At 38.5% G+C, this 23347-nt stretch carries 17 protein-coding genes; 8 read left to right on the forward strand and 9 right to left on the reverse strand.

Going from position 1 to position 23347, the window contains the following annotated elements:
* Positions 1 to 30: 30 nt before the first annotated feature.
* The 9 genes from JET18_RS14225 to JET18_RS14265 form a co-directional block, all read right to left on the reverse strand.
* Positions 31 to 1131: a DegT/DnrJ/EryC1/StrS family aminotransferase gene (locus JET18_RS14225; RefSeq protein WP_202092108.1), complete on the reverse strand. Its 1101-nt coding sequence runs from the start codon at positions 1129 to 1131 to the stop codon at positions 31 to 33.
* Between the two features lie 23 nt (positions 1132 to 1154).
* On the reverse strand, positions 1155 to 2123 hold the full coding sequence (locus tag JET18_RS14230; RefSeq protein WP_202092110.1) for a ketoacyl-ACP synthase III: 969 nt from the start codon (positions 2121 to 2123) through the stop codon (positions 1155 to 1157).
* Positions 2124 to 2133: 10 nt separating this feature from the next.
* Positions 2134 to 2364: an acyl carrier protein gene (locus tag JET18_RS14235; protein WP_202092112.1), complete on the reverse strand. Its 231-nt coding sequence runs from the start codon at positions 2362 to 2364 to the stop codon at positions 2134 to 2136.
* Between the two features lie 4 nt (positions 2365 to 2368).
* A complete protein-coding gene (locus tag JET18_RS14240) occupies positions 2369 to 2893 on the reverse strand; it encodes a GNAT family N-acetyltransferase (protein WP_202092114.1) in 525 nt (174 codons plus the stop codon).
* 44 nt (positions 2894 to 2937) lie between these two features.
* On the reverse strand, positions 2938 to 3351 hold the full coding sequence (locus JET18_RS14245; protein ID WP_202092116.1) for a sugar 3,4-ketoisomerase: 414 nt from the start codon (positions 3349 to 3351) through the stop codon (positions 2938 to 2940).
* Positions 3352 to 3552: 201 nt separating this feature from the next.
* A complete protein-coding gene (gene rfbA, locus JET18_RS14250) occupies positions 3553 to 4416 on the reverse strand; it encodes a glucose-1-phosphate thymidylyltransferase RfbA (protein ID WP_202092118.1) in 864 nt (287 codons plus the stop codon).
* On the reverse strand, positions 4413 to 4868 hold the full coding sequence (locus tag JET18_RS14255; protein ID WP_202092120.1) for a hypothetical protein: 456 nt from the start codon (positions 4866 to 4868) through the stop codon (positions 4413 to 4415). The genes rfbA and JET18_RS14255 overlap by 4 nt, the downstream gene beginning before the upstream one ends.
* Positions 4869 to 4875: 7 nt before the next feature.
* On the reverse strand, positions 4876 to 5955 hold the full coding sequence (gene rfbB / locus JET18_RS14260) for a dTDP-glucose 4,6-dehydratase (RefSeq protein ID WP_202092122.1): 1080 nt from the start codon (positions 5953 to 5955) through the stop codon (positions 4876 to 4878).
* A 3-nt stretch (positions 5956 to 5958) separates the two neighbouring features.
* Entirely contained in the window at positions 5959 to 7272 is a 1314-nt protein-coding gene (locus JET18_RS14265; protein WP_202092124.1) for a UDP-glucose dehydrogenase family protein, read from the reverse strand.
* Positions 7273 to 7820: 548 nt separating this feature from the next.
* Between JET18_RS14265 and rimP the strand changes: the two genes are divergently transcribed.
* The 8 genes from rimP to JET18_RS14305 all read left to right on the forward strand — a co-directional run bounded on the left by rimP (position 7821) and on the right by JET18_RS14305 (position 23336).
* Positions 7821 to 8288: a ribosome assembly cofactor RimP gene (gene rimP / locus JET18_RS14270; protein WP_202092126.1), complete on the forward strand. Its 468-nt coding sequence runs from the start codon at positions 7821 to 7823 to the stop codon at positions 8286 to 8288.
* A 16-nt stretch (positions 8289 to 8304) separates the two neighbouring features.
* Positions 8305 to 9540: a transcription termination factor NusA gene (gene nusA, locus JET18_RS14275; RefSeq protein ID WP_080777708.1), complete on the forward strand. Its 1236-nt coding sequence runs from the start codon at positions 8305 to 8307 to the stop codon at positions 9538 to 9540.
* Positions 9541 to 9617: 77 nt separating this feature from the next.
* A complete protein-coding gene (gene infB, locus JET18_RS14280; protein WP_202092128.1) occupies positions 9618 to 12581 on the forward strand; it encodes a translation initiation factor IF-2 in 2964 nt (987 codons plus the stop codon).
* 636 nt (positions 12582 to 13217) lie between these two features.
* Positions 13218 to 16253, forward strand: a complete 3036-nt coding sequence (locus JET18_RS14285; protein WP_202092131.1) for a SusC/RagA family TonB-linked outer membrane protein — start codon at positions 13218 to 13220, stop codon at positions 16251 to 16253.
* Positions 16254 to 16264: 11 nt separating this feature from the next.
* Positions 16265 to 17749, forward strand: a complete 1485-nt coding sequence (locus tag JET18_RS14290) for a RagB/SusD family nutrient uptake outer membrane protein (protein WP_202092133.1) — start codon at positions 16265 to 16267, stop codon at positions 17747 to 17749.
* 61 nt (positions 17750 to 17810) lie between these two features.
* Positions 17811 to 19754: a putative porin gene (locus tag JET18_RS14295; RefSeq protein WP_202092135.1), complete on the forward strand. Its 1944-nt coding sequence runs from the start codon at positions 17811 to 17813 to the stop codon at positions 19752 to 19754.
* Positions 19755 to 19767: 13 nt separating this feature from the next.
* Positions 19768 to 21354 carry a bacillithiol biosynthesis cysteine-adding enzyme BshC gene (bshC, locus tag JET18_RS14300; RefSeq protein ID WP_202092137.1) on the forward strand — a complete coding sequence of 529 codons (1587 nt, stop codon included), beginning with the start codon at positions 19768 to 19770 and terminating at the stop codon, positions 21352 to 21354.
* A gap of 38 nt (positions 21355 to 21392) precedes the next feature.
* Positions 21393 to 23336, forward strand: coding sequence for an amino acid ABC transporter substrate-binding protein (locus JET18_RS14305; protein ID WP_202092139.1), 1944 nt, complete (start codon positions 21393 to 21395; stop codon positions 23334 to 23336).
* Positions 23337 to 23347: the final 11 nt, after the last annotated feature.

Raw genomic sequence — 23347 nt, forward strand, 5'->3', positions numbered from 1 at the left:
AACGGCGCTGAAAGTAGTCATCCTTTGATATTAAAATTCGTTAACGGCTTTGATAATAGCCTGAATTTCTTCTTCTTCCAAAACAGAAGATATAGGAAGACTCAGTACTTCTTCATGCATTTTTTCAGTAATAGGAAACGAAAGATCTCCGTATTCCTTATACGCTTCCTGCTTATGAGGCGGAATAGGATAGTGGATAATGGTACTGATCCCTTTTTCCGTTAAATAAGCCTGAAGCTCATCCCTTTTTTCAGTTCTGATCACAAAGACATGCCATACATGTTCATTTTCGTCCGCCGGATTTTCAGGAAGGATAATCTTTGGATTATTGATTTCTGCGATGAATCTTTTGGCAATTTCTCTTCTGGTTCCGTTTTCGTGGCCGATGTATTTCAGTTTTACATCTAAAACCGCAGCCTGAATTTCATCAAGCCTTGAGTTTAAGCCTTTATAAATATTCACATACTTCTGGTTTGAACCGTAATTGGCTATGGCACGGATGGCTTCAAACAATTCCTTATCGTTTGTAGTTACAGCTCCCGCATCACCTAACGCACCAAGATTTTTCCCGGGATAAAAGCTGAATCCTGCCGCATCACCAAGGTTTCCTGATTTAATGCCGTTCCATTCTGCCCCGATGGCCTGTGCATTATCTTCTACGATCTTTAAGTTATGCTTTTGAGCTATATTTTTAAGCTCCTCTGAAAAAACGATTCTTCCCTGAAGGTGAACAATCAGGATCGCTTTTGTTTTTGGAGTGAGTTTTTCTTCAATTTTTGAAATGTCAATATTGTACGTATTGGCATCCGGTTCTACAAATACAGGAATCAGTCCATTGTCTGATAAAGCCAGAACAGATGCAATATACGTGTTGGCCGGTACCAGAACTTCATCACCGGCTTTCATGAATCCCAGTTCAATATAAGCTCGGAAAATAAGACGAAGGGCGTCCAGTCCGTTGGCAACTCCCAGAGCGTATTCTGAGCCGATATATGATGCCAGGTTGGTTTCAAAATTTTTAAGTTCACTTCCCAACAGATACCATCCGCTACGGAAAACACTTAAAAGCTTGCTTTCAATTTCCTCCTGATGCTGTAAATTGACCTTTTGGAGATCAAGGAATTTTATCATAATACTATTATTTTTACGCTCAATTATTTTTTTCTTAAACAGACTGCTCCCCAGGAATATCCTACACCAAAACCAACAAGCATTACATTTTTGGAATCTCTTGTGGTGAATGAATTTTTAAAGGCAATGGGAATGGTGGAAGATACGGTGTTGCCGTAATCCAGCATATCGATGACGAAATGCTCCTGCGGAATATTGATCCTTTTTCTTAAAAAATCCAGCATGAAGGTATTGGCCTGATGGAAAATAAAGGTGTCAACATCACTTTTTTCAAATCCGTTGAGTTTTAAGTTTTCTTCTACAAGGCCGGGAATGGCTTTGGACGTGAAATCAAAAATCTTGGGACCGTTCATATGAAGGTAGTTGTCTTTATCTTCTTTGTCATCGGTCTTTTTATTTCTGGCAGCACCGTTTTTAACGATGAGGTTTTTAGCACCTTCTCCGTCTGTTCCTACCGAAAACTTCAGGATCTCAAAATCTCCGTCTGCAGAGATCAGGGTAGCGGTGGCCGCGTCCCCAAAAAGACTGATATTTCCCTTGTCTCCTTCATGAATATGTTTTGAATAGGTTTCTGCAGTAATCAGAACCACATTCTTCATCATTTTAGCATCTACAAGAGCATTAGCCAGAGATAATCCGTAAATATAGCCCGAGCATCCCTGATTGATATCTATAGCGCCGCAGCTGGTATTTAAACCTGCCATGGACTGAACGATACACGCGGTAGCCGGAAGGAAATAATCCGGGCTCTGGGTACAGACAATCAGGTAATCTATTGTAGATTTATCAATCCCGTATTCCTCAGCGAGTCTATTGAGTGCTTTTACAGCAATGTCTGAGGTAAATTCATCATCTCCGGTGATATTCCTGTTTCTGATCCCTATTTTTTCAAGAATCTTATCACTGTCCCAGTCAGGGAATTTTTCCGAAATTTCCTCGTTGGAAATAACCTTTTCAGGAATATAGGTTGAAATATGTTTTATAAAAGCCATTGTTTATTATTTATTGTTTTTTCGCAACAATAAAAGAATAAAGTTCGTTGATATCTTTGAATGAAGTAATCTGTTCAGGTTCAATATCTACGCCGTATTCATCTTCTATCATTACTTTTATAACCATTGCGGTAAGAGAATCCCAGTAGCTTTCCTGGCTGTACGCTGTTTCAGGTTCTATTACGGTATCTGTATTTTCCAGTTGTCCCTGGAAGTTTTTGATAAATTCGTTGATTGACATAAGATTATATTTTAAATTTTTTAAGGATATCCGGAAGTATTCTGTTAAACGTTTCTTTTTTTAACAGATAAAAATTATTTTCCTCATCAGTACGGATCAGTTCCGGCTGAAAAAGTTTGTGATAACTGTTGACGGAAGTATTCTGTTTTCGGACTTCAAACTGGATGGTGTCGAAATTCAATTCATTCAGAACAAAATCTTTCACGGCAACATCCACTTTTATTGAGTTTTTAACATTCGAATACTCCGGTTTGGAAACCCAGCTTCCTATTTCGGGCAGCCCGGAATCTATTTTGTACACTCTGTACGTCGCAAAATCTTCATTGTCGTCAGATGCGATAAAATAATACTCCTTTTGCTGCTGTTCACGCTCTTTATAGTTCGTGATCCATTGTTTCTGTGCCTCTACATCAGGAGAAGTCTTTGAAATAAATCTGGATTTTTTTTCATTATTTCTGATCGACACGATAAATTCTGCATCGTCGGTTTCAACAAATCTTAGTTTTATTCCTTTATAATCAATTAGCATTTTCTGTTATTTATATTAAAAACCTTTATAAAAAGTCTGAAAATTTATTGTTGACCCACTGCTTCTTTAAAACTTTCAAAATCTCTGAAATAGTCTGCCTCATCATAGATCTCTGAAGCCAGACACAGCAGCACCGCGTTGTGTGAAAACTGAATATCTCTCCATACCAGTTTGGGAATATATAAACCTTTTGTAGGATGGTCCAGCGTAAAAGTTTCTTTGTTGCCGTCTTTGTCCTCCGTATTGAAAATAATAGTTCCGGATACGGCGAATATCATCTGCTGCAGCTCCTTATGGGCATGTCCTCCTCTTGTCACATCGTGAGGTGTGTAGTACGTCCAGTAAACACGCTGTATCTCAAAAGGAACATTCTTCTGTGTTTCGGCTATGGTAATATAGCCCAGCTGGGATGATCCTATTTTATCGAAGGTGATGATTTGTGGTGTATTGTATTCCATTAATGTTTCTAAATAATTCTTTAAAGTCCCCAAAGTTAATTATAAAATTACTATCGTAAAGAATCTGTTCATATTGTGTACCATCGAATAAAAATCCACATCAGAAATTTACGGCAGATGATGAGAAACACAAGGTGGGTTTATATGAAAAAAACTATTGACTCTGAAGCCAATAGTTTTACAATTTATAATACAATAATATTATTTTTTAACAAGCTTCTTCAAGTATTCACCATAGCCGCTTTTGCCATATTTCTCAGCAGTTTCCAGCAGTTTTTCCTCGTTGATGAATTTATTTCTGAAAGCAATTTCCTCAATGCATCCAATCTTGAAGCCCTGTCTTTTTTCAATAACGCTCACAAATTCGGAAGCGTCATTCAGGGAATCAAAAGTTCCGGTGTCCAGCCATGCTGTTCCTCTGTCCAGAACGCCTACTTCAAGTTTTCCTCTGCTTAAATACACATTGTTCACATCCGTAATTTCCAGCTCGCCTCTTGCAGAAGGCTGGATGTTTTTAGCAATTTCCACCACTTCATTATCATAAAAATAAAGTCCGGGAACTGCATAGTTTGATTTTGGCTGTAAAGGTTTTTCTTCAATAGATATGGCCTTGAAATCATCGTCAAATTCTACAACACCATATCGTTCCGGGTCCGAAACATGGTAAGCGAAAACTACACCGCCGTCAGGATTGGTTTTGTTTTTCAGCAGGGTGCCCATTTCAGATCCGTAGAAAATATTATCACCCAATACCAATGCGGCAGGGTCGTTTCCGATAAAATTTTCGCCCAGGATGAAAGCCTGCGCAAGCCCGTCTGGACTTGGTTGTACCACATATTCTATATTGCATCCTATCTGAGACCCGTCACCCAGAAGTTTGATAAACCCGGGTTGGTCGTGTGGTGTGGTAATGATCAGAATATCTTTGATTCCTGCCAGCAGTAAAGTGGAAAGAGGATAATAGATCATGGGTTTGTCATAAACAGGCATCAGCTGCTTGCTTACGGCAATGGTAAGAGGGTAAAGTCTGGTTCCGGATCCTCCGGCTAATATGATTCCTTTCATTTTTGTTTGTTTATGTTTTCTATGGCGTAGCTCATTTGATTCTTAATATTCAGATCAATGACCGGGCTCATTAAGAGGATAGAGTTGTCTTTTGTGAGTTTGCCGTTTAAGCCTTTGTAGAATTGGATCAATGCTTTTAAATTTTCCTCCGGGATAAAGGAAAGAGCGCTCTGTAATGAAAATCTTAATTTTTCAAAGTCAAAATGATCTATAATGGAGCGGGCCTGTTCTTCTGTAAACAGTTCCTTTGGAGGATCTGCATCATAGTCAAATCTTCTGCCGTCAAGATAATCCTTGGCATAGTTAATCAGTGCTTCCTTGTAATGGGAAACCTCCATGAATTCATTGATGAGCTTTTGTTGGGTTACATTAGCCGTTGCAGGAGGTGGAGGTACCTGCGCCTCTGCCAGAGAGAAAAACACGAAGGAAAACAACAGAAGAATGTGCTTCATGATGATCTTAATTGTACTGATTTTCGTAATATTTCTGGTAGTCGCCGCTGGTTACATTTTCCAGCCACTCCTTGTTTTCAAGGTACCAGTCAATGGTTTTTCCTAAGCCTTCCTCGAACGTTACAGACGGTTTCCAACCTAAATTTTTATTCAGTTTATCTGCGTCGATAGCATAACGTTTATCGTGACCAGGTCTGTCTTTTACGAATGTGATCAGCTTTTCAGAATACCCTTCCGGTTTTCCAAGTTTGGCATCCATCTGTTTGATAAGTTCTTTAACAAGGTCAATATTCTGCCACTCGTTGAAGCCGCCGATATTGTAGGTTTCACCCGTTTTTGCTTCATTAAAGATCTGATGGATGGCTCTTGCGTGATCTATCACAAACAGCCAGTCTCTCGTATATTTTCCATCTCCGTAAATAGGCAATGGTTTTTCATTAATAATATTGGAAATGCAAAGAGGGATCAACTTTTCAGGGAAATGGTTCGGCCCGTAGTTGTTGGAACAGTTGGAAACAATGAACGGCATTCCGTACGTATTTCCGTAAGCTCTTACCAAATGGTCGGAAGCAGCTTTTGATGCGGAATAGGGTGACTGCGGATCATAAGCGGTCGTTTCCAGGAAAAATCCTGTTTCGCCAAGACTTCCGTATACTTCGTCTGTAGAAACATGGTAGAATAAATTTGTTCTTTTCTCAGCCGGGAATCTGCCGTGCGTGTGATTCGGGTTTAAAGTCCAGAATTCCTTGCATAAATTAAGAAGATTGGCGGTTCCGTTTACATTCGTATTGATAAACGCCATCGGATCGGTGATGCTTCTGTCTACATGGCTTTCTGCAGCCAGATGCACTACAGCATCAGGATTATATTTTTCGAAAACCCTTCTTAATTCTTCCGGTTTTGTAATGTCTGCCTTTTCGAAAACGTAATTGGGTTCATTTTCAATGTCCTTCAGGTTTTCTAAATTTCCTGCATAAGTAAGAGCATCAAGATTAATGATGGTAGCCTCTGGGTTGTTTTTTACAAACTCCCTTACAACATGAGAACCTATGAATCCGGCTCCTCCGGTAATAATTATATTTTTCATCTATTAATTTTCTATGGTCTTTCTTCCTATACTTTTATAATGGAATCCATTCTGTTCAGGGATTTCCAGCGGGTACATATTTCTTCCGTCGAAAATGACTTTATTTTTCATTTTCTTTGCCATCAGTTCAAAGTTAGGGTTTTTGAACTCAGGCCATTCCGTAGCAATGAATAAGGCATCTGCATCTTCAAGAGCATCGTACATTCCTTTTGCATACTGAATCTTGTCACCGATAAGTTTCTGTACATTATTTTCCGCCACAGCATCATACGCAGCAATTTCTGCACCCTTTTCCAATAACAGGGCAATATTGTCCAGAGAAGAGGCTTCGCGGATGTCATCTGTATTGGCTTTAAAAGCAAGTCCCCACATCGCAATTTTCTTTCCTTTGATGCTTCCACCGAAATATTTTTCAATTTCTGAAACCAGAATCACTTTCTGAGCCGTATTTACTTTCTCCGTTGCTTCAAGGATCTGGAAGTTGAAATCTTCCTGTATTCCTGATTTTATAAGAGCTTTTACATCCTTAGGGAAACAGCTTCCGCCATATCCGATTCCCGGAAACAGAAATCTGTGGCCAATACGGTCATCACTACCCATTCCTAATCTTACTTTATCTACATCAGCACCTACTTTTTCACAGTAATTCGCAATTTCATTCATGAATGTGATTTTCACGGCCAGAAATGAATTCGCTGCATATTTTGTAAGTTCCGATGATTTTTCATCCATAAAGATAATAGGAATTCCTGTATTCGTAAATGGCTGGTAAATTTTAGCCATAATGTTCTGGGCTTTTTCGGAGCTGGCTCCTACCACTACTCTGGAAGGATTCATGGAATCTTCCACGGCAAAACCTTCTCTTAAAAATTCAGGATTGGAAACTACATCAAACGGAATGTTTGTTTTGGAAGCAATTACTTCTCTTACTTTGTCAGCAGTTCCTACCGGAACGGTACTTTTATTGACAATGACTTTATATTCCGTCATCATTTCACCAATATTATTGGCTACCTGAATAACGTATGAAAGATCTGCAGAACCGTCTTCCCCCGGAGGAGTAGGCAGCGCCAGATAAATCACTTCGCTTTTGTCCAAAGCTTCTTTAAGATTGGTGGTGAAAAATAATCTTTCAGATTGAATGTTTCTCAAAAACATTTCTTCAAGGTTCGGCTCATAGATGGGAACTACGCCGTTTTTCATACCTTCTACTTTCTTTTCATCAATGTCAACACAGTATACTGAATTGCCAAGTTCTGCCAGGGTAGTACCTGTTACCAGCCCTACATAACCTGTTCCTACAATTGTTATATTCAAAATGTCTGTTTTTAAATTCGTAGACAAAAATAATAAAAATACTTTCACCCGCTTCTTTAATTTACTTTAACCTGAGTTTGAAGGTGTAAAGATGTTGGATTTCAGATGCCGGGCATGAGGATTTTAGGTTAAGGTTAAGGTTAAGGTTAAGGTTAAGGTTAAGGTTAAGGTTAAGGTTGAGAAATGGGAATGATGAATTAAGATGTTAGATATCAGATTTCAGACATGAGAGATTTGAATTCAATAATGTGCGAGTTAATAATGATCAATGCGATTTAACCTGTAACAGAAAAAAATAACTCGTTACTCTATCCCTCTCCAACTCTCAAACTCTCGAACCCCGTATCCCGTAACTTCCAGACCCATTATCTTAATCTCCTTCACCCTGATCAAATAACTTTAATAAAAAATAGGGTATTTACTTGATAACGAAGTAGATTTTGCTTTTTTAGAAAAAATGCGTATATTTGCAGTGGATTTACAGGAAAAAATGGGAAGGCTTCGGAAGAAAGCCTTTTTTCGTACTGGTAAATCAAGACAATTAATGTATGGAGTTTAGAAAAAGAATTGAAGAATTATTAAACGAATTCCTTGAAAACAGGGAAGATTTGTTTCTTGTAGATCTGAAAATTTCTGCAGGAGATGATATTACTGTAATTCTGGATGGTGACAACGGGGTGACCCTTCAGGACTGCCTGGATGCAAGCCGTGCCATAGAATTTAATATGGATCGTGAAGAACATGATTTTAGTCTTCAGGTAATGTCCGCAGGACTGAGTGAGCCTCTTTCAGCTCCCAGACAGTTCAGGAAAAATATCGGGCGGGAGATTGAAGTGATGCTGAGTGATGATACCAGAATTGAAGCCGAGCTTGCCAAAGTGGATGACGAGAAGATCACACTTATTTTACGCTACCGGAAACCGAAAGATATCGGAAAAGGTAAAGTGGATGTGGAGGAGGAAAAGGAAATTCCTTACTCTGAGATAAAAAAAGCGTTAGTAGTAATTAAATTTTAAAAGAAAAAAAGAATAGATGGATAATATAGCGTTGATTGAATCCTTTGGTGATTTTAAAGACGAAAAAGGGATCAGTAAGATTGATCTTATGGCAATTATTGAAGATTCACTGAAGACCCTTTTGAGAAAAAGATTTGATTCAGATGATCATTTTGATGTAATTGTGAACCCTGATAAAGGAGATTTTCAGATATTTTTAAATAAAACGATTGTAGAGGACGAAATGTCTGAAGATGATGATCTGGAAATCGAGCTTTCTGAAGCAAAGAAAATTGATCCTACTTTTGAAGTAGGGGAAGACTTTACCATGGAAATTCCGGTTGCCCAATTGGGAAGAAGGAATATCCTTACCTTAAAGCAGATCCTGGCTACAAAACTTCAGGAGCATAATAATGCAATGCTTTATGAGCAGTTCAGAGACAAGATCGGGGAAATTGTAATTGGAGAAATTCACCACATCCGTCACAAGCATGTGATCCTATTGGATGATGAGGGGAACGAATTCATTTTGCCAAAAGAAAACCAGATCCCGTCCGACTTCTTTAAAAAGGGCGAAAATATCAGAGCTATTGTTGAAACAGTAGATTTTAAAGGTTCAAAGCCGCAGATTATTATTTCCAGAACTGCACCTAAATTCCTTGAGAAATTATTAGAGCTGGAAATTCCTGAAATCCAGGATGGAACGATTATGCTGAAAAAAGTAGTAAGAATTCCTGGTGAGAAGGCGAAGATCGCAGTAGATGCTTATGATGACAGAATAGATCCTGTGGGAGCCTGTGTGGGGGTGAAGGGATCAAGAATTCACGGCGTTGTAAGAGAGTTGAGAAATGAAAACATCGATGTTATTCAGTGGTCTAAAAACCCTGAAATTTTAGTTAAGAGAGCTTTAGGAAATGTTACCATCAACAAAATTGACATCAACGAGGATGCAAGCTATGCCTTAGTGTATACTCCTGTTGAAGAGATTTCCAAAGTAATCGGGAAACAGGGGCAGAATATCAGACTGGCTTCGTGGTTAACGGGATATGAAATTGATGTATACAGAGAGTCCAGTGAGGATGACGATGTTGAATTAAGAGAATTTAATGATGATATCGAGCAGTGGATTTTGGATGAATTTAGAAAAGTAGGACTTACTACTGCAAAATCAGTATTGGATAAGGATACCGAAAGTCTTTTAAATATGGTAGATCTTGAAGAAGAAACTATCGAAGATGTAAAACGTATTCTAAGAGAAGAATTTGAAGATTAAGATTTTTATAAATTTTAATAAAACAGTAAAAAAGAAATACTTTAATTTTAAGAATTAAAAAACAGTAAATAATATAGATGCCAAAAATAAGATTAAATAAAGCGGTTAAGGAATTCAACATTTCGATGTCCAGATTAGTAGAATTTTTACAGTCAAAGGATTTCGAGGTTGAAAACAATCCTAACGCTCAATTAGAAGAAGCGGCATATTCTGCATTGGAGGCTGAGTTTGCCAAAGACGGTGAACAGCGAAAGGCTTCCCATGAGGTGGTGATCACGAAAGTTCCGGAAGAAAAACTGGAAATTGAAGAAAAGAAAACCCCTGAAGTAATAAGAGCTAAAGCAAACAAACCAGAAACCAGAATTTTAGGCAAAATAGATCTTGAGCCTAAAACTCCTGAAGTGGAAGAGGTACCTGCAGCAGTAACCCCTGCACCAGTGCCCGTGGCAGAACCGGTTGAAGAGAAGAAGGAAGAAGTGGTGGCTGAACCAGAAGTGAAAGCTGCTCCCGAAAAGCAGGAATTCAAAGTTCTGGACAAAATAGATCTGTCCCAAATAGAATCTAGAAATAGACCTGTAAAAAAAGATAAACCCAAAATGGAGGAGAAAAAAGAAGAGGAAAAACCGGCAGAACCTGTGAAAGAAACTCCAAAGCAGCCCGAGCCTGTTGCTGAAAAACCAGCAGTGCCTCAAACACCAGCTGAGCCTGAATCTCAGGAACCTCAGAAAATAGAAACTGTTTATCAGAAACTGGATGGTCCTAAGATCGTTGGTGAAAAGATAGATTTAACGCAGTTTGCACCAAAACCCGGTTCTGGCGCCAAGAAAAAAAGAAAGAGAATTGAAAAACCAGGCGGCCCGGGTCAACAGGGACAAGGGAACAATCAAAACTCCGGAAACAATAATAATAACCAAGGTGGCCAAAACCGTCCTCAGGGACAAGGGGGTCCAGGTGGAAACCGTCCGCAAGGTCAGGGAGGTCCTGGAGGAAACCGTCCGCCGGGTCAAGGTGGCCAGGGTGGTAACCGTTTTGGAAACAACCAGGGGAACCGTCCGCCAGGTCAGGGAGGTGGATTCAAAAAAGGTCCGGGTGCTGGAAACAACAGACCGGGGCAAAGAACCATGCCTGTAGAACTTACAGATGAGCAGGTTAAAAACCAGATCAAGGAAACCCTTGAAAAACTGACTAACAAAGGAGGTAAATCTAAATCTGCGAAACACAGAAAAGATAAAAGAACCTACCGTAGAGAGCAGGACGAACGCCAGCAGGAAATTGATGCGCAGGACAGAACATTAAAAGTAACCGAATTCATCACAGTAGGTGAATTGGCCAGCTTAATGAATGTTTCGCCTACAGAAGTTATCTCTGCTTGTTTCTCTCTTGGAGTAATGGTAACCATGAACCAAAGACTGGAAGCTGATACCTTATTATTGGTAGCGGATGAGTTTGGTTATAAAATTGAATTCTCAGATGCTGATCTTGAAGAAGTAGATGCTGAAGAAGATATGGATACTGAGGAGGATCTTTCTCCTAGAGCACCAATTGTAACGGTAATGGGTCACGTTGACCACGGTAAAACATCATTGCTTGACTACGTTAGAAAAACGAATGTTATTGCAGGTGAATCCGGAGGTATTACCCAGCACATTGGAGCTTACAATGTAAAATTAGAAAACGGACAGAGAATTACATTCTTAGATACACCAGGTCACGAAGCGTTTACCGCGATGAGAGCCAGAGGTGCTCAGATCACCGATATCGCAATTATTGTAATTGCAGCGGATGATGATGTAATGCCGCAAACGAGAGAAGCTATTTCTCACGCACAGGCTGCAGGAGTACCAATGATCATTGCATTGAACAAAGTGGACAGACCAAATGCTAACCCGGATAATATCCGTCAGCAGCTTTCCGGTATGAATATTCTTGTAGAAGAATGGGGAGGAAATGTTCAGGCGCAGGAAATTTCTGCAAAGTTTGGTAACAATATGGATGTCCTGTTGGAGAAAGTATTGCTTCAGGCAGAAATGCTTGATCTGAAAGCCAATCCGGACAGAGCAGCACAAGGTGTTGTAATTGAAGCTTCATTGGATAAAGGAAGAGGATATGTGGCTACAATGCTGGTTCAGACAGGAACATTAAGAGTTGGAGATTATGTAGTAGCTGGTAAAAACCACGGTAAGGTAAAAGCAATGCTTGATGAAAGAGGCAGAAACCTTAAAGAAGCTGGTCCTTCAATTCCTGTTACTATTTTAGGTCTGGATGGAGCACCTACGGCTGGTGATAAGTTTAAAGTATATTCAGATGAAAGTGAAGCTAAAACAATTGCCAACAAGAGAGAGCAGTTACAAAGAGAACTTTCAATCAGAACGAAAAAACATACAACGCTTGAAGAACTTGGAAGAAGAATCGCATTAGGAGAGTTCAAGGAATTGAATATTATCCTTAAAGGTGACGTGGATGGTTCCGTAGAGGCATTATCCGATCAGTTACAGAGATTATCTACAGCAGAGATCAATGTAAACATCCTTCATAAAGGTGTTGGACAGATCACTGAATCTGACGTTAACCTAGCAACTGCTTCTGATGCTATTATCATCGGATTTAACGTAAGAGCAGGGGCTAATGCTAAAGATCTTGCTGAGAAAGAAGAGATCGAGATCAGAACATATTCCGTAATCTATGCTGCTATTGACGAAGTTAAAGAAGCAATGGAAGGAATGCTTTCTCCTGAAATAAAAGAACAGGTAGTAGGTAACGTTGAGATCAGAGAAGTATTCAAAATCTCTAAAGTAGGAACTATTGCAGGATGTATGGTTCTTTCCGGAAAAGTTACGAGAAGCTCTAAAGTAAGAGTGCTGAGAGACGGTATCGTTAAGTTTGACGGAGAGCTGGAAAGCTTAAAACGTTTCAAAGATGATGTAAGAGAAGTAACAAAAGGTTACGAATGTGGTCTGAATCTGAAAGGTTACAACGATATTGAAATCGGAGATATTCTTGAGGTTTACGAAGAAGTAGCCGTTAAGAAAAAACTTAAATAATAGTTTTTAATCTATAACTACAAACCCACTTTTTTATAAAAGTGGGTTTTTTTGTGGTTTTATTCTAGTGGTCTGCTGGTCAGCTTTTTTTGAAATTATTAAGGAGATTCAATTTATTTAACGTCTGTTATGAAAATAGGATGTAATTAATTGAAAATTTTGTTAATAATACAATATTAAACATCTTACAAGGATGTCATTTATATCCGTAACGATAGAAAGTATATAATTTGGATAAGCGATTGGTGAGATGATATTTTTAGGACTGGAGAACTCCTGATTTATAAGAGAAATGCAGGGATTAAAAAGAAAATATACTGCAGGCGTATTGGTATTAAATACATGAAAATCATTTTTTTATGAAATGATTTTCGCGATATAATTTTTTTTCTTTAATTTATAATAATTCTAAATAATATTTTTTGCATTGGCGATAAATTGTTAAAAAAAATAACATGGGTGTAAAAAAAATATTTTATGCAAATAAAGGTGTATATAATTGTTTAATCTGTATTATATCACGGAATAGTTAAAAACAATTTATAAAAGAATCATATTGCTTATGTAAGTGGTATACTTGTGAGTGTTAATATTTATTAACATATTTGCGAATTAAATATATTAAAATTTGTTAATATGAATGTTAAACTACGTGTATTAACGGCTGGGGTTCTGTTCTTCACAGGCCAAGCCTTAATGGCCCAAAACACTACGAAAAAAGATACCGCATCGGTAAAAGATATCGAAGAAGTAGTGATTGTAGGGTATAGTGCTGTTCCAAAAGATACCTATGTTGGTACAGCTTCTAAAGTTGATGCTAAATCAATAGATGCTAAGAGTGTTTCTACAGTTTCTCAGGCATTAGCTGGGGAATCTGCGGGTGTGACTGTTATCAACGGATCTGGTCAGCCTGGTACAGAAGCTACAATTAGAATTAGAGGTTTTGGATCAGTTAATGGGAACAGAAACCCATTATATGTTGTTGATGGTATGCCTTATACTGGTAACGTATCTGCAATCAACCCGGATGACATTGCTTCAATGGTTATCCTTAAAGATGCAACTGCTACGTCTATTTATGGTGCAAGAGGTGCTAATGGTGTTGTTGTTATTAATACTAAAAAAGGTAGAGCAAATCATTCAGTAGTTCAGATTGAATCTAAAGTAGGTTTCAACATGAACTTACTTCCTAGATATGATGTAATCAGATCTCCTGAGCAATATACGGAGTTAAGCTGGGAAGCACTTTACAATCAAGCTAAGTTGGGAGGTAGTGCAGCTCCTGGTACCGCAGCAAACAATGCATTATTTGGTGCTGGAGGTATAAAGGCTAATTACAACATGTGGAATGCTCCTGGGAATCAGTTAATTGATCCTTCAACAGGTAAATTCCGTGCTGGTGTTTCAAGAATTTATGATCCGGAGAACTGGGAAGATTATGCATTCCAGACTTCAATGAGAACTGAGAACAACTTTACAATCAGTGGAGGTGAAGGAAAAACAACTTATTATACAAATATTGGATATTTGAATGATAAAGGGTATTCAATCAACTCTGACTTTGAAAGATATACAGGACGTTTAAATGTTTCTCACCAGGCAAAACCTTGGTTAAAAGGAGACTTTAATATCGGTTATTCATACTCAAAAGCAAACAGAAACGGACAAACAAGTGATTCAGGAAGTATTTTCTGGTTCGTAGATAACTTGCCGTCAATCTATCCGTTATTCTTAAGAGATGCAGCTGGAAACAAAGTTGCAGATCCATATTACGGAGGTTACCAGTATGATTACGGTGATGAGAACGGTAGAGGATTTGGTGCTTTCACCAACGCTGTTGCTGATGCTACCTATAACCTGAACAAGACTTATAAGCATGAATTAAATGCAAACAGTTTCTGGAAAGCTGATATTACTAAGTTCTTAAGTTTCGAAACAAGAATCGGAGGGCAGTACTATAACAGCAGCAATGACCAGTTGGATAACCCATACTATGGAAATGCAGCAAGTCAGAACGGATACATCTCTAAAGTGAAAACTGAATTGATGGCTTGGAACTGGCTTCAGTTAGTTAGATTCAACAAGAAATTTGGAGATCACTCTGTGCATGCATTTGCAGCTCACGAAAGCAACTCTTGGGAAAGAAAATATCTAAGTGCAGGAAGACCAAATATCGTTAACTATATCCCTGAATTAAACCAGGCGGTAGGTGAAGCTTTAACGTCATCTTACATCTGGAATTATCAGCTTGAAAGTTACTTTGGGCAGTTAGATTATAACTATCAGGGTAAATATTTTGTTACCGGAACACTTAGAAGAGACGGTTCTTCAAGATTCTTAAATAACAGATGGGGTACTTTCGCATCCGTTGGAGCATCTTGGTTAGCGTCTAAAGAAAAATTCTTAGAAGGTAACAAATATCTTTCATATTTAAAAGTAAAAGCAAGTTACGGTAGTGTAGGTGATCAGGGAGGAGATACTGTAGGTACAAATTTCTATAACGGATACAGAGTTTACCCAATTGATAACTTCATGGGACTTCCGGCTGCTTATTATCAGTCTCCGGCTTATCCAAACCTTTCTTGGGAAAGAACAACTACTGCTCAGGCGGGATTAGAGATGGCTTTCTTTAAAAATAAAGCAATTGAATTAAACGTTGATTACTTTAACAAGAAAACAACGGATCTTATCTTTAATCAGAGTGTTGCTAACTCAAGTGGTAACTTAACTCAAACAGTTAATGATGGTATTCTTGTTAACAGAGGTTTAGAATTCGATTTAAAAGCTCACATTATCAACAAGAAAGATTTCTATCTTGATTTTGGAGTTAACGGTTTGTTACTTAAAAATGAGCTAACTGAAATGCCTATTGATTTATCTTCATCAACAGGTGCTGATAAAATCATTGACACTTCTTTAGCTGGATTCGGTAGATCTGCAGGACACTCAATATATGATTTCTATATGAGAGACTGGGCTGGTGTAAACCATGCAACAGGTGCTGGACAATGGTTCGTTAACTGGGTAGATTCGAATGGTAACGGTATAATGGATGCTAATGAAAACATTACAAACTTAGCAGAATATACTCATAACAACCCTAACGCTACTATTCAGGAAGGTATTACTGAAAACTATGCATTAGCTACTCAAAGATATATTGGTAAGTCAGCGCTTCCTGATATCAGTGGTGCATTCAACCTTAATTTCGGATTTAAGTCTTGGGAATTGGGAGTTCAGTTCTTATATAGCTTAGGAGGATACGGATATGATTCTAAATATGCCGCTTTAATGGGTAACGGTGTTGCTGGTGGAAACAACTGGCATACAGATATGCTTGGAAGATGGAATGAATCAAACACTGCATCTGATATTCCAAGATTATCATCTAACCGTGCAGGAGACAGAAACTACGCGTCTCTATCAAGCAGATTTATTACAAGCACAGATTACCTGGCTTTAAATAACATCAGATTGTCTTACAACATACCTAAGCAATATCTTGATCAATTGGGTATTACAGGATTAACTCTATCTGTAACCGGAGATAATCTTTGGATTAAAACAGCTAGAAAAGGATACAATCCTTTGGTTTCTGAAGTTGGTTCATCTAGTCAGTATAACTATGCACCATTATCAACTATCACGTTCGGAGCCAAAATTAACTTTTAAAATTTAAGAAAATGAAAAGAATTATAGTATTAGCATCTATGGGGCTGTCATTATTAATGACTACCACATCTTGCCAGGAAGAGTTTTTGGATGCGGCTCCTACTGAAACGGCTCCTTCTGCTACACCACAGCAGAAACTGAACGGGATCTATATCATGGCGGTGCAGACTGGTACAGGAGGAACAAATCTTGACCATGACGATTTTGGACAAAAAAGTTATGATATCTATGGAGATATGCTATCTTGTGATATGGCTCTTGAAGGAGTAACTTACGGATGGTATACCGGAATTGCAAGTACTGATGATCAGGTAAATGCTACAAGTGCTACAACATTAAAAGCTTGGAGATATTACTACAAAGTAATCAATGCTGCCAATGATGTAATTAAAGATCTTGGAGGTAATGATGCTGTGCCTACTTCTGATGAAGATAAGCAAATGATGGGGCAGGCAAAAACATTAAGAGCAAATGCTTACTTCTATCTGTTGCAGTATTTTACGCCAGGATTTGATGCTACAGCACCAGCTATTCCTATGTATACTTCTCCGGATTCTCCGGCTGCTCCTAAATCTACACAGCAGCAGGTATATAACTTAATCATTGATGACCTTACAAAATCTATTGATTATTTAGCTGACTTTCAAAGAGCTAATAAAGGTATGGTTGATGAGAGTATTGCTAAAGGTATATTAGCCTATGCTTATGCAGCTATGGGAAGAAATGCAGAAGCTGCAGTTCTTGCAAAGTCTGTGATTAACGACTATGGATACCCTCTTACGACTAAAGCACAGTTGGTATGGAATGCAGATACAGGTCTTCAGGGAGGTTTCAACGACCTTAACACGAAGAGCTGGATGTGGGGCTTTGACATTGCTGTTGTAAATGGATTAGACCTAGTAAGCTGGTGGGGGCAAGTGGACAGATTCACTTATAGCTACGCATCTGTTGGTGATTATAAAGGAATTGATAAAAACCTATATAACTCTATCAGTGCTACTGACAATAGAAAAACTCAGTTCCAGTTTAGCGTTTTGATTCCTACTAACAAATTCTACGATCCTAAGAGAGTTGTTCAGGGACAAAGACAGGTAACTACTGACTATATCTATATGAGAGTTGATGAATTCTATTTACTTGCAGCTGAGACTTTAGCGAAGAGTGGACAGGAAGCTGAAGCTAAAACAATTATGAAAAAATTGTTAGATGTAAGATATATAGATCCTACACCTACTCCGGTTCCTGGAGCTAACCCTACTGTTGCAGCACTAATTGATCCGCTTTCTGGTACAGCTCTTCAACAGGAGATCTACAAGCAGACAAGAATCGAGCTTTGGGGTGAAGGTAAATCTTACCTGGCACTTAAGAGAAACAGAGCTACAGTAACAAGAGGAGATAACCATTTCTATTTGAAAAACGTAACGATCCCATATAACGATCCAAGAATGTATTTCAAAATTCCTCAGAGAGAGATTGATGACAATCCAAACTTTTAATAATGATAAAGGGGCCTTTAAGGTCCCTTTTTTTTATTAAATTTGTCACAGATTTTTTAAAATGAGAAACTTCATAATTATTATATTTTTTCTTCTTGGATTTCATAGTTTATCAGGACAGATCTTCCAGGCTACAAAATTAGAGGGCGAAAAGAAATCCTCAGACACCCTCGTCATAGACACCGGCAAAAAAGATTCCCTGAAAATCTTTAAACCTACCATTAATGATTATCTCTATCAGACCCAGTTCTCTGAAAAGAAAATTTTTGATACGGTGCTTACTTTTGATAAGACCCATATTTTTTCCCAGTATAACAATACAGACAATTTCGGGAGAGCTCAGGTAGCCAATATAGGGGCAGGGTTCAATCCCTTGTCTTATGAGGTGAATCCCGAGCAGAATCTGTCTTTACTGCCTTCCAACAAAGCATACATGATCATAGGGGCTGACGACGTGAAATATTACGACGTCAAGACACCTACAGCAACCTTCGTCTATCATACAGCTATGAAGAACGGGGCTGCCCTGAATTCTACCTATACACAGAATATCGGGAAGAGATTCAATTTTGCAATTAATTATATGGGGCTGCGTTCCCAGGGGTTTTATAGAAACTCTTTGGCTTCTAATAATAATACGTTGTTTTCAGGGCATTATACTTCCAAAAGCGGGAACTATGAATTATTTGCCCATTATCTTCACCAGAATGTCAACAATCAGGAAAGTGGAGGGATCACAGAAGATGAACTGTTTCAGAACGGCGACAGCAATTATAAAAACAGACAGAATGCTCAGGTCCAGCTCGCTTCGTCGAGTTCTCAGTATTCTTACAGAAGATATTATCTGAGCCATCAGTTTACACCCTTTAATTCAGAAAAATTTCCGTTCAGCATAAGACATACCCTTTCTCATCAGGGAAACAAATATTTTTACAACCAGGGATCAGTAGAGCCTTATTGGTTTGATAATGTTTCAGAACTGACGAACGGATTTCCGCTGACTACAAAAAAATATTCAGACAACTTCAGCAATACCGTAAGCCTTGTTTTTAACAATGAGAAATTCAAGCTGGATGGAGGAGTACGCTACCAGATGCTGAAATTTGGAGTAAGAGATTTAGCGACGGTAAACGGAACAGCTTTACCTGGCGAGCTTAAAGAAAACAGAATCGGAGCCGTAGGAAATCTTCAGATTAAACTTTGGGATAAATTCCAGCTGAAATCCTTTTTGGAGTTTTCAAACGGAAGCCAGTTCGGAAGTTATCTGAGAACAGCCAACAGTGTAAAGTTTGAGCCTGTGAAAGATTATTTTGTCAATGCAAAAGTCAATTTCCAGAGTGCTTACCCTTCCTTTAATTACCTTTTAAATACATCCGTTTACAATAAATTCAATTATTATCTGGAAAACGCGAAAAACCAGACCGTAACTGAAATTGGCGGAAGCGTTAATCTGAAATGGTTTAAAACAGAGATTTTTGCCAATTATTTCAGAATAGATAACTACACTTATTTCAACAGTGACAGTGCGCCTGTACAAAGCGGCAGCCCGCTCAATATTTCCCAGATTGGAGGTGATGCCACCTTCAGCTTCGGAAAATTCCACCTGAATACAAGACTGCAATTCCAGAATGCTTTGACAAATAAGGAGCTTCTTCCTATGCCAAGCTTCATCGGAAGAGCCAATTTCTTCTTCCAGAGCAAGGCTTTTAAAGACGCGGCAGAGCTTCAGATGGGTGTGAAGGTGTATTATTTCTCAAAATTTGCTTCAAGAGAATATTTCCCGATCTTAAACGAATATATCCTTCCAAGAGCAGACTCATTCTCCATAGGAGGACAGCCTATCGCCGATCTTTATATCAATATGAAGGTGAAAAAAATGTTCTTCTATGTTGAAGGGCAGCAGATAGGAACCGTTATTTCCAACAACAAAGCGTACGCATTTCCACATTATCCGGTGTATGATTTCAGGTTAAACATTGGAATTGTGTGGTATTTGTTCAACTAAAAGCCAAACAGAGTTGAAAACAATAAACAAATTATCATTTAACGATATAGAAAGCATTCCTCAGCTGGTAAAAGATTTTCTGAACCAGAAAATTGAGGGATTTGAAAACAATACCTTCTCTTTAGACCACTTTAAAGAGCAGATTCATTTCAAGCAGGATTCTTTTACATCAGATCAGAGACAGATCTTATCCCATGTACTCGATGAGCAGCTTTCAGGCCTCACCCTTTCTTCCAAGCAGAAAGAGAATCTGGAAAATCTCAGACAGCAGAATACATTCACCATTACTACCGGACATCAGCTCAATCTTTTTTCCGGCCCTGTTTTCTTTGTCTATAAAATTTTACAGACGATTAAGACGTGCAGCTATCTGAAGGAAAACTTCCCGGACTTCAATTTTGTTCCGGTGTATTGGATGGCTTCGGAAGATCACGATTTTGCAGAGATCAATCATTTTAAGACCGAAAATAATTATTACGAGATCAATGAAAAATCCGGAGGTCCTGTAGGAAGGATCACCATCAATGATGCCTTCTTTATTTCAGAATTTGAAAAGGAATTTAAAGATTCTGTATTCGGGACAGAGCTTATCCTGATGATGAAAGAGGCGTACAAAGTAGGAAATACATTGACAGATGCTATTAAAATCCTCGTGAACAGACTTTTTTCTGAATTCGGCCTTCTCATTATGGATGGAGATTCCAAAGAGCTGAAAAACCAGATCAAAGATATTTTTAAAGATGAACTGCTGAACTTCAGCTTACAGAAAAACTCAAAAGAAAAAGTAGATTTTCTGACGAAGAAATACGGAAAAGTGCAGGTTAATCCACGAGAAATTAATCTTTTCTACCTTTCTGAAACCAGAGACCGTATCGATTTTGACGGGGAGAAATATACCATTGTAGATACTGATAAAACCTTCACCCGGGAAGACATTCTCAACGAATTGGAAAGCCATCCCGAAAAATTTAGTCCAAATGCTCTTATGCGTCCTGTTTATCAGGAAAAAGTACTTCCTAATCTGGCTTATATAGGCGGAAACGCAGAAATCATGTACTGGCTGGAACTTAAAGATTATTTTGAATCCCTTCATATTCCCTTCCCGATTCTGATTCCAAGGAATTCTATGCTTTTCATCAAAGAAAAAACGGTTGGGAAAATTGAAAAACTGGATTTGAACATTCAGGATTTCTTCGGAAACTTTACAGCCCTCACCAATCAGAAAATTTTAAAAGACAGCAGCGTATTATCAATGCTTCAAGATAAAGAACTTCTTTTGGAAAAATGCTTTTCAGAACTGAAAGCTATTGCAGAAACCACCGAACGTTCCTTTGGAAATATGGTGAAAGCAGAAGAAGTAAGACAGCTGAAATCATTCAAAAGAATGAAAAAAAGACTGCTGCATGCAGAGAAAATAAAACAGGGCGAACTGCTTGAAAGACTGGAAAAATTATTTTTAGATGTCCATCCTTCAAAAACATGGCAGGAAAGAGTCTACAACTTTAGTGTATTCTTTTCAGATTACGGCTATTCGTGGCTTGAAAATTGTTGGGAGGAAATGGTGGTTCAAGAATCAAAATTAATAATTGTTGCCATTTAATTTTAAAGAAGTATTTTTGTAAATTATAATTATCGAGTATGATAAAGAGGTTTTTTATTCTGTCCAGTTTATGTATGGTTTTGGGTGTATCTGCCCAAAGCTCACACACCGTTGTAAAAGGAGACAATCCATATAATATTGCAAAAAAATACGGGATAACTGTAGATGAATTGTTAAAGCTGAACCCAAAATACAAAGACGGTAAGCTGGCCATAGGAGACGTTGTGACGGTAAAGGCTGAAAAGCATACACCAGCGCCGGTTTCCAAGCCTGCAGTCGTTGAAAAGGCAAAGCCAAACTATGGAGGTGTTCAGGTGGGAAAAATTATTCTGCAGCCTAAACAGACTATTTACGGAATTACAAAACAATACCGTATCTCTGAAACAGACCTCAGAAAACTGAATCCGGATCTGGATAACCAGAGAAAAATAGGAGACGAGATCACCTTGCCGCTTGAAAGTATCAAAAAATATGGTGGAGATCAGCAGGCAGTTCCTGTGGTGGCTACTAAGCCGGTGGAAACTCATACTGATACCCACGCAGCTGTTCAGACAGAAGGGGAAGCCTATGTGATCCAGTCGAAAGATAATTACTACAGAATTACAAAACAGTTTGGAATCAGCCAGCAGGATCTTTATGCCTTAAATCCGGGATTGGAAGAAAAAGGATTAAAGCCCGGCGAAACCATCAAAGTAAAAAAATCAAATACGGAAACTGCGGCTGAGCCCGTAAATCCGAAAACTAAAATAGATTCAGGGAACGAAAGATCTTCCACTACGTCTGCGGCTACAACGGCTACAGCAGATGATTACGTAACCTATACCGTTCAGCAGGGAGATACCGTGTTCTCCATTGTTAATAAGTTCGGGGTTTCCATCGATGAATTAATCGCATTGAACCCGGATCTTTCAAAAGGACTGAAATCAGGAATGGTTTTGAAGATCAGAAAGCAGGATCCTGTGTATGTAAAGAAAAGCGGAGATGCATTAAGCGTTGTGCTGATGCTGCCTTTCGGGTACAGTACCAACGAAACCCAGTACAGAGCTATGGCCATGGACTTCCTTACCGGAGCTAAACTGGCGATCGAAAGAAATGCAAGAGGCGGCCAGAAACTGGACATTAAAATTGTAGATTCAGGAAATGAAGCTTCATTTAAAAACTCAATGTCGCAGATCAATCCGGAAAATACAGATTTGATCATCGGCCCGTTCTTTAAATCAAACGTTATTGACGTTCTTGACTTTACAAAAAATCAGAAAATTCCTGTAGTGGCGCCATTTGCCAACTCCCCGGAATTATATAATTACAGCAACCTGATCATTGTTGAAACCAACGATCAGACCTATGCCGACAAAATTGTAGAAGAAGTAAAAACAGTATATTCCGATCAGAAAATCTATGTGGTAGCAGACAGCAAAAAAGAAATTGCCAGCTACATCAAAGGAGGTCTGGAAAAAGCCGTTAAAAATCCAAATATCATTATCGTGAATTCTCCGGCAGAAATCCAGCTTGATCAGAATATGATGACAGGCCAGTCTGCTCCGGTTATTACGATTCTTGCCAGTGATAATGACGCTGCAGGTGAGGCTTTTGCCAACAAAATGATCGCGCTTTCCAAAGAAGTTCAGGGGGTAAAAGCATTCAGTATGTACTATTCTCCGGTTTTCGAAAAGAAAGTGGATGAATTAAGCCAGGCAAGTCTTGTGTATCTGATGGACAGAAAGATCAATACCGACGGAAATTTTGAAAAAGAAATCCTCGCAGCATACAAAAGCAAGTACTGCAAAACACCTCCGAAATATGCTATCGTTGGTTTTGATGTGGTGAATGATATGCTGACCAGAGAAAACAAAAAAGGAGAAATCTTTAAACAGATGAATAAAGTGCAGACCCAGCTTGCCACCAAGTTTGAGTTTGTAAAATCTAAAGCAAACGGAGCTTACGTAAACACCGGATACCGTGTGATTCGATTAGTTCCCTAAATGATTTATGC

Source organism: Chryseobacterium endalhagicum (genome assembly GCF_016745235.1).
GTDB classification, from domain to species: Bacteria; Bacteroidota; Bacteroidia; order Flavobacteriales; family Weeksellaceae; genus Chryseobacterium; species Chryseobacterium endalhagicum.

Excerpts from the sequence above, each read along its gene's own strand:
- infB (WP_202092128.1), top strand. The coding sequence starts at position 9,618 with ATGCCAAAAATAAGATTAAATAAAGCGGTTAAGGAATTCAACATTTCG.
- rimP (WP_202092126.1), top strand. The coding sequence starts at position 7,821 with ATGGAGTTTAGAAAAAGAATTGAAGAATTATTAAACGAATTCCTTGAA.
- JET18_RS14235 (WP_202092112.1), bottom strand. The coding sequence starts at position 2,364 with ATGTCAATCAACGAATTTATCAAAAACTTCCAGGGACAACTGGAAAAT.
- JET18_RS14225 (WP_202092108.1), bottom strand. The coding sequence starts at position 1,131 with ATGATAAAATTCCTTGATCTCCAAAAGGTCAATTTACAGCATCAGGAG.
- JET18_RS14230 (WP_202092110.1), bottom strand. The coding sequence starts at position 2,123 with ATGGCTTTTATAAAACATATTTCAACCTATATTCCTGAAAAGGTTATT.
- JET18_RS14290 (WP_202092133.1), top strand. The coding sequence starts at position 16,265 with ATGAAAAGAATTATAGTATTAGCATCTATGGGGCTGTCATTATTAATG.
- JET18_RS14305 (WP_202092139.1), top strand. The coding sequence starts at position 21,393 with ATGATAAAGAGGTTTTTTATTCTGTCCAGTTTATGTATGGTTTTGGGT.
- JET18_RS14255 (WP_202092120.1), bottom strand. The coding sequence starts at position 4,868 with ATGAAGCACATTCTTCTGTTGTTTTCCTTCGTGTTTTTCTCTCTGGCA.
- JET18_RS14240 (WP_202092114.1), bottom strand. The coding sequence starts at position 2,893 with ATGCTAATTGATTATAAAGGAATAAAACTAAGATTTGTTGAAACCGAC.
- JET18_RS14285 (WP_202092131.1), top strand. The coding sequence starts at position 13,218 with ATGAATGTTAAACTACGTGTATTAACGGCTGGGGTTCTGTTCTTCACA.
- JET18_RS14245 (WP_202092116.1), bottom strand. The coding sequence starts at position 3,351 with ATGGAATACAATACACCACAAATCATCACCTTCGATAAAATAGGATCA.
- rfbA (WP_202092118.1), bottom strand. The coding sequence starts at position 4,416 with ATGAAAGGAATCATATTAGCCGGAGGATCCGGAACCAGACTTTACCCT.
- nusA (WP_080777708.1), top strand. The coding sequence starts at position 8,305 with ATGGATAATATAGCGTTGATTGAATCCTTTGGTGATTTTAAAGACGAA.
- rfbB (WP_202092122.1), bottom strand. The coding sequence starts at position 5,955 with ATGAAAAATATAATTATTACCGGAGGAGCCGGATTCATAGGTTCTCAT.
- JET18_RS14295 (WP_202092135.1), top strand. The coding sequence starts at position 17,811 with ATGAGAAACTTCATAATTATTATATTTTTTCTTCTTGGATTTCATAGT.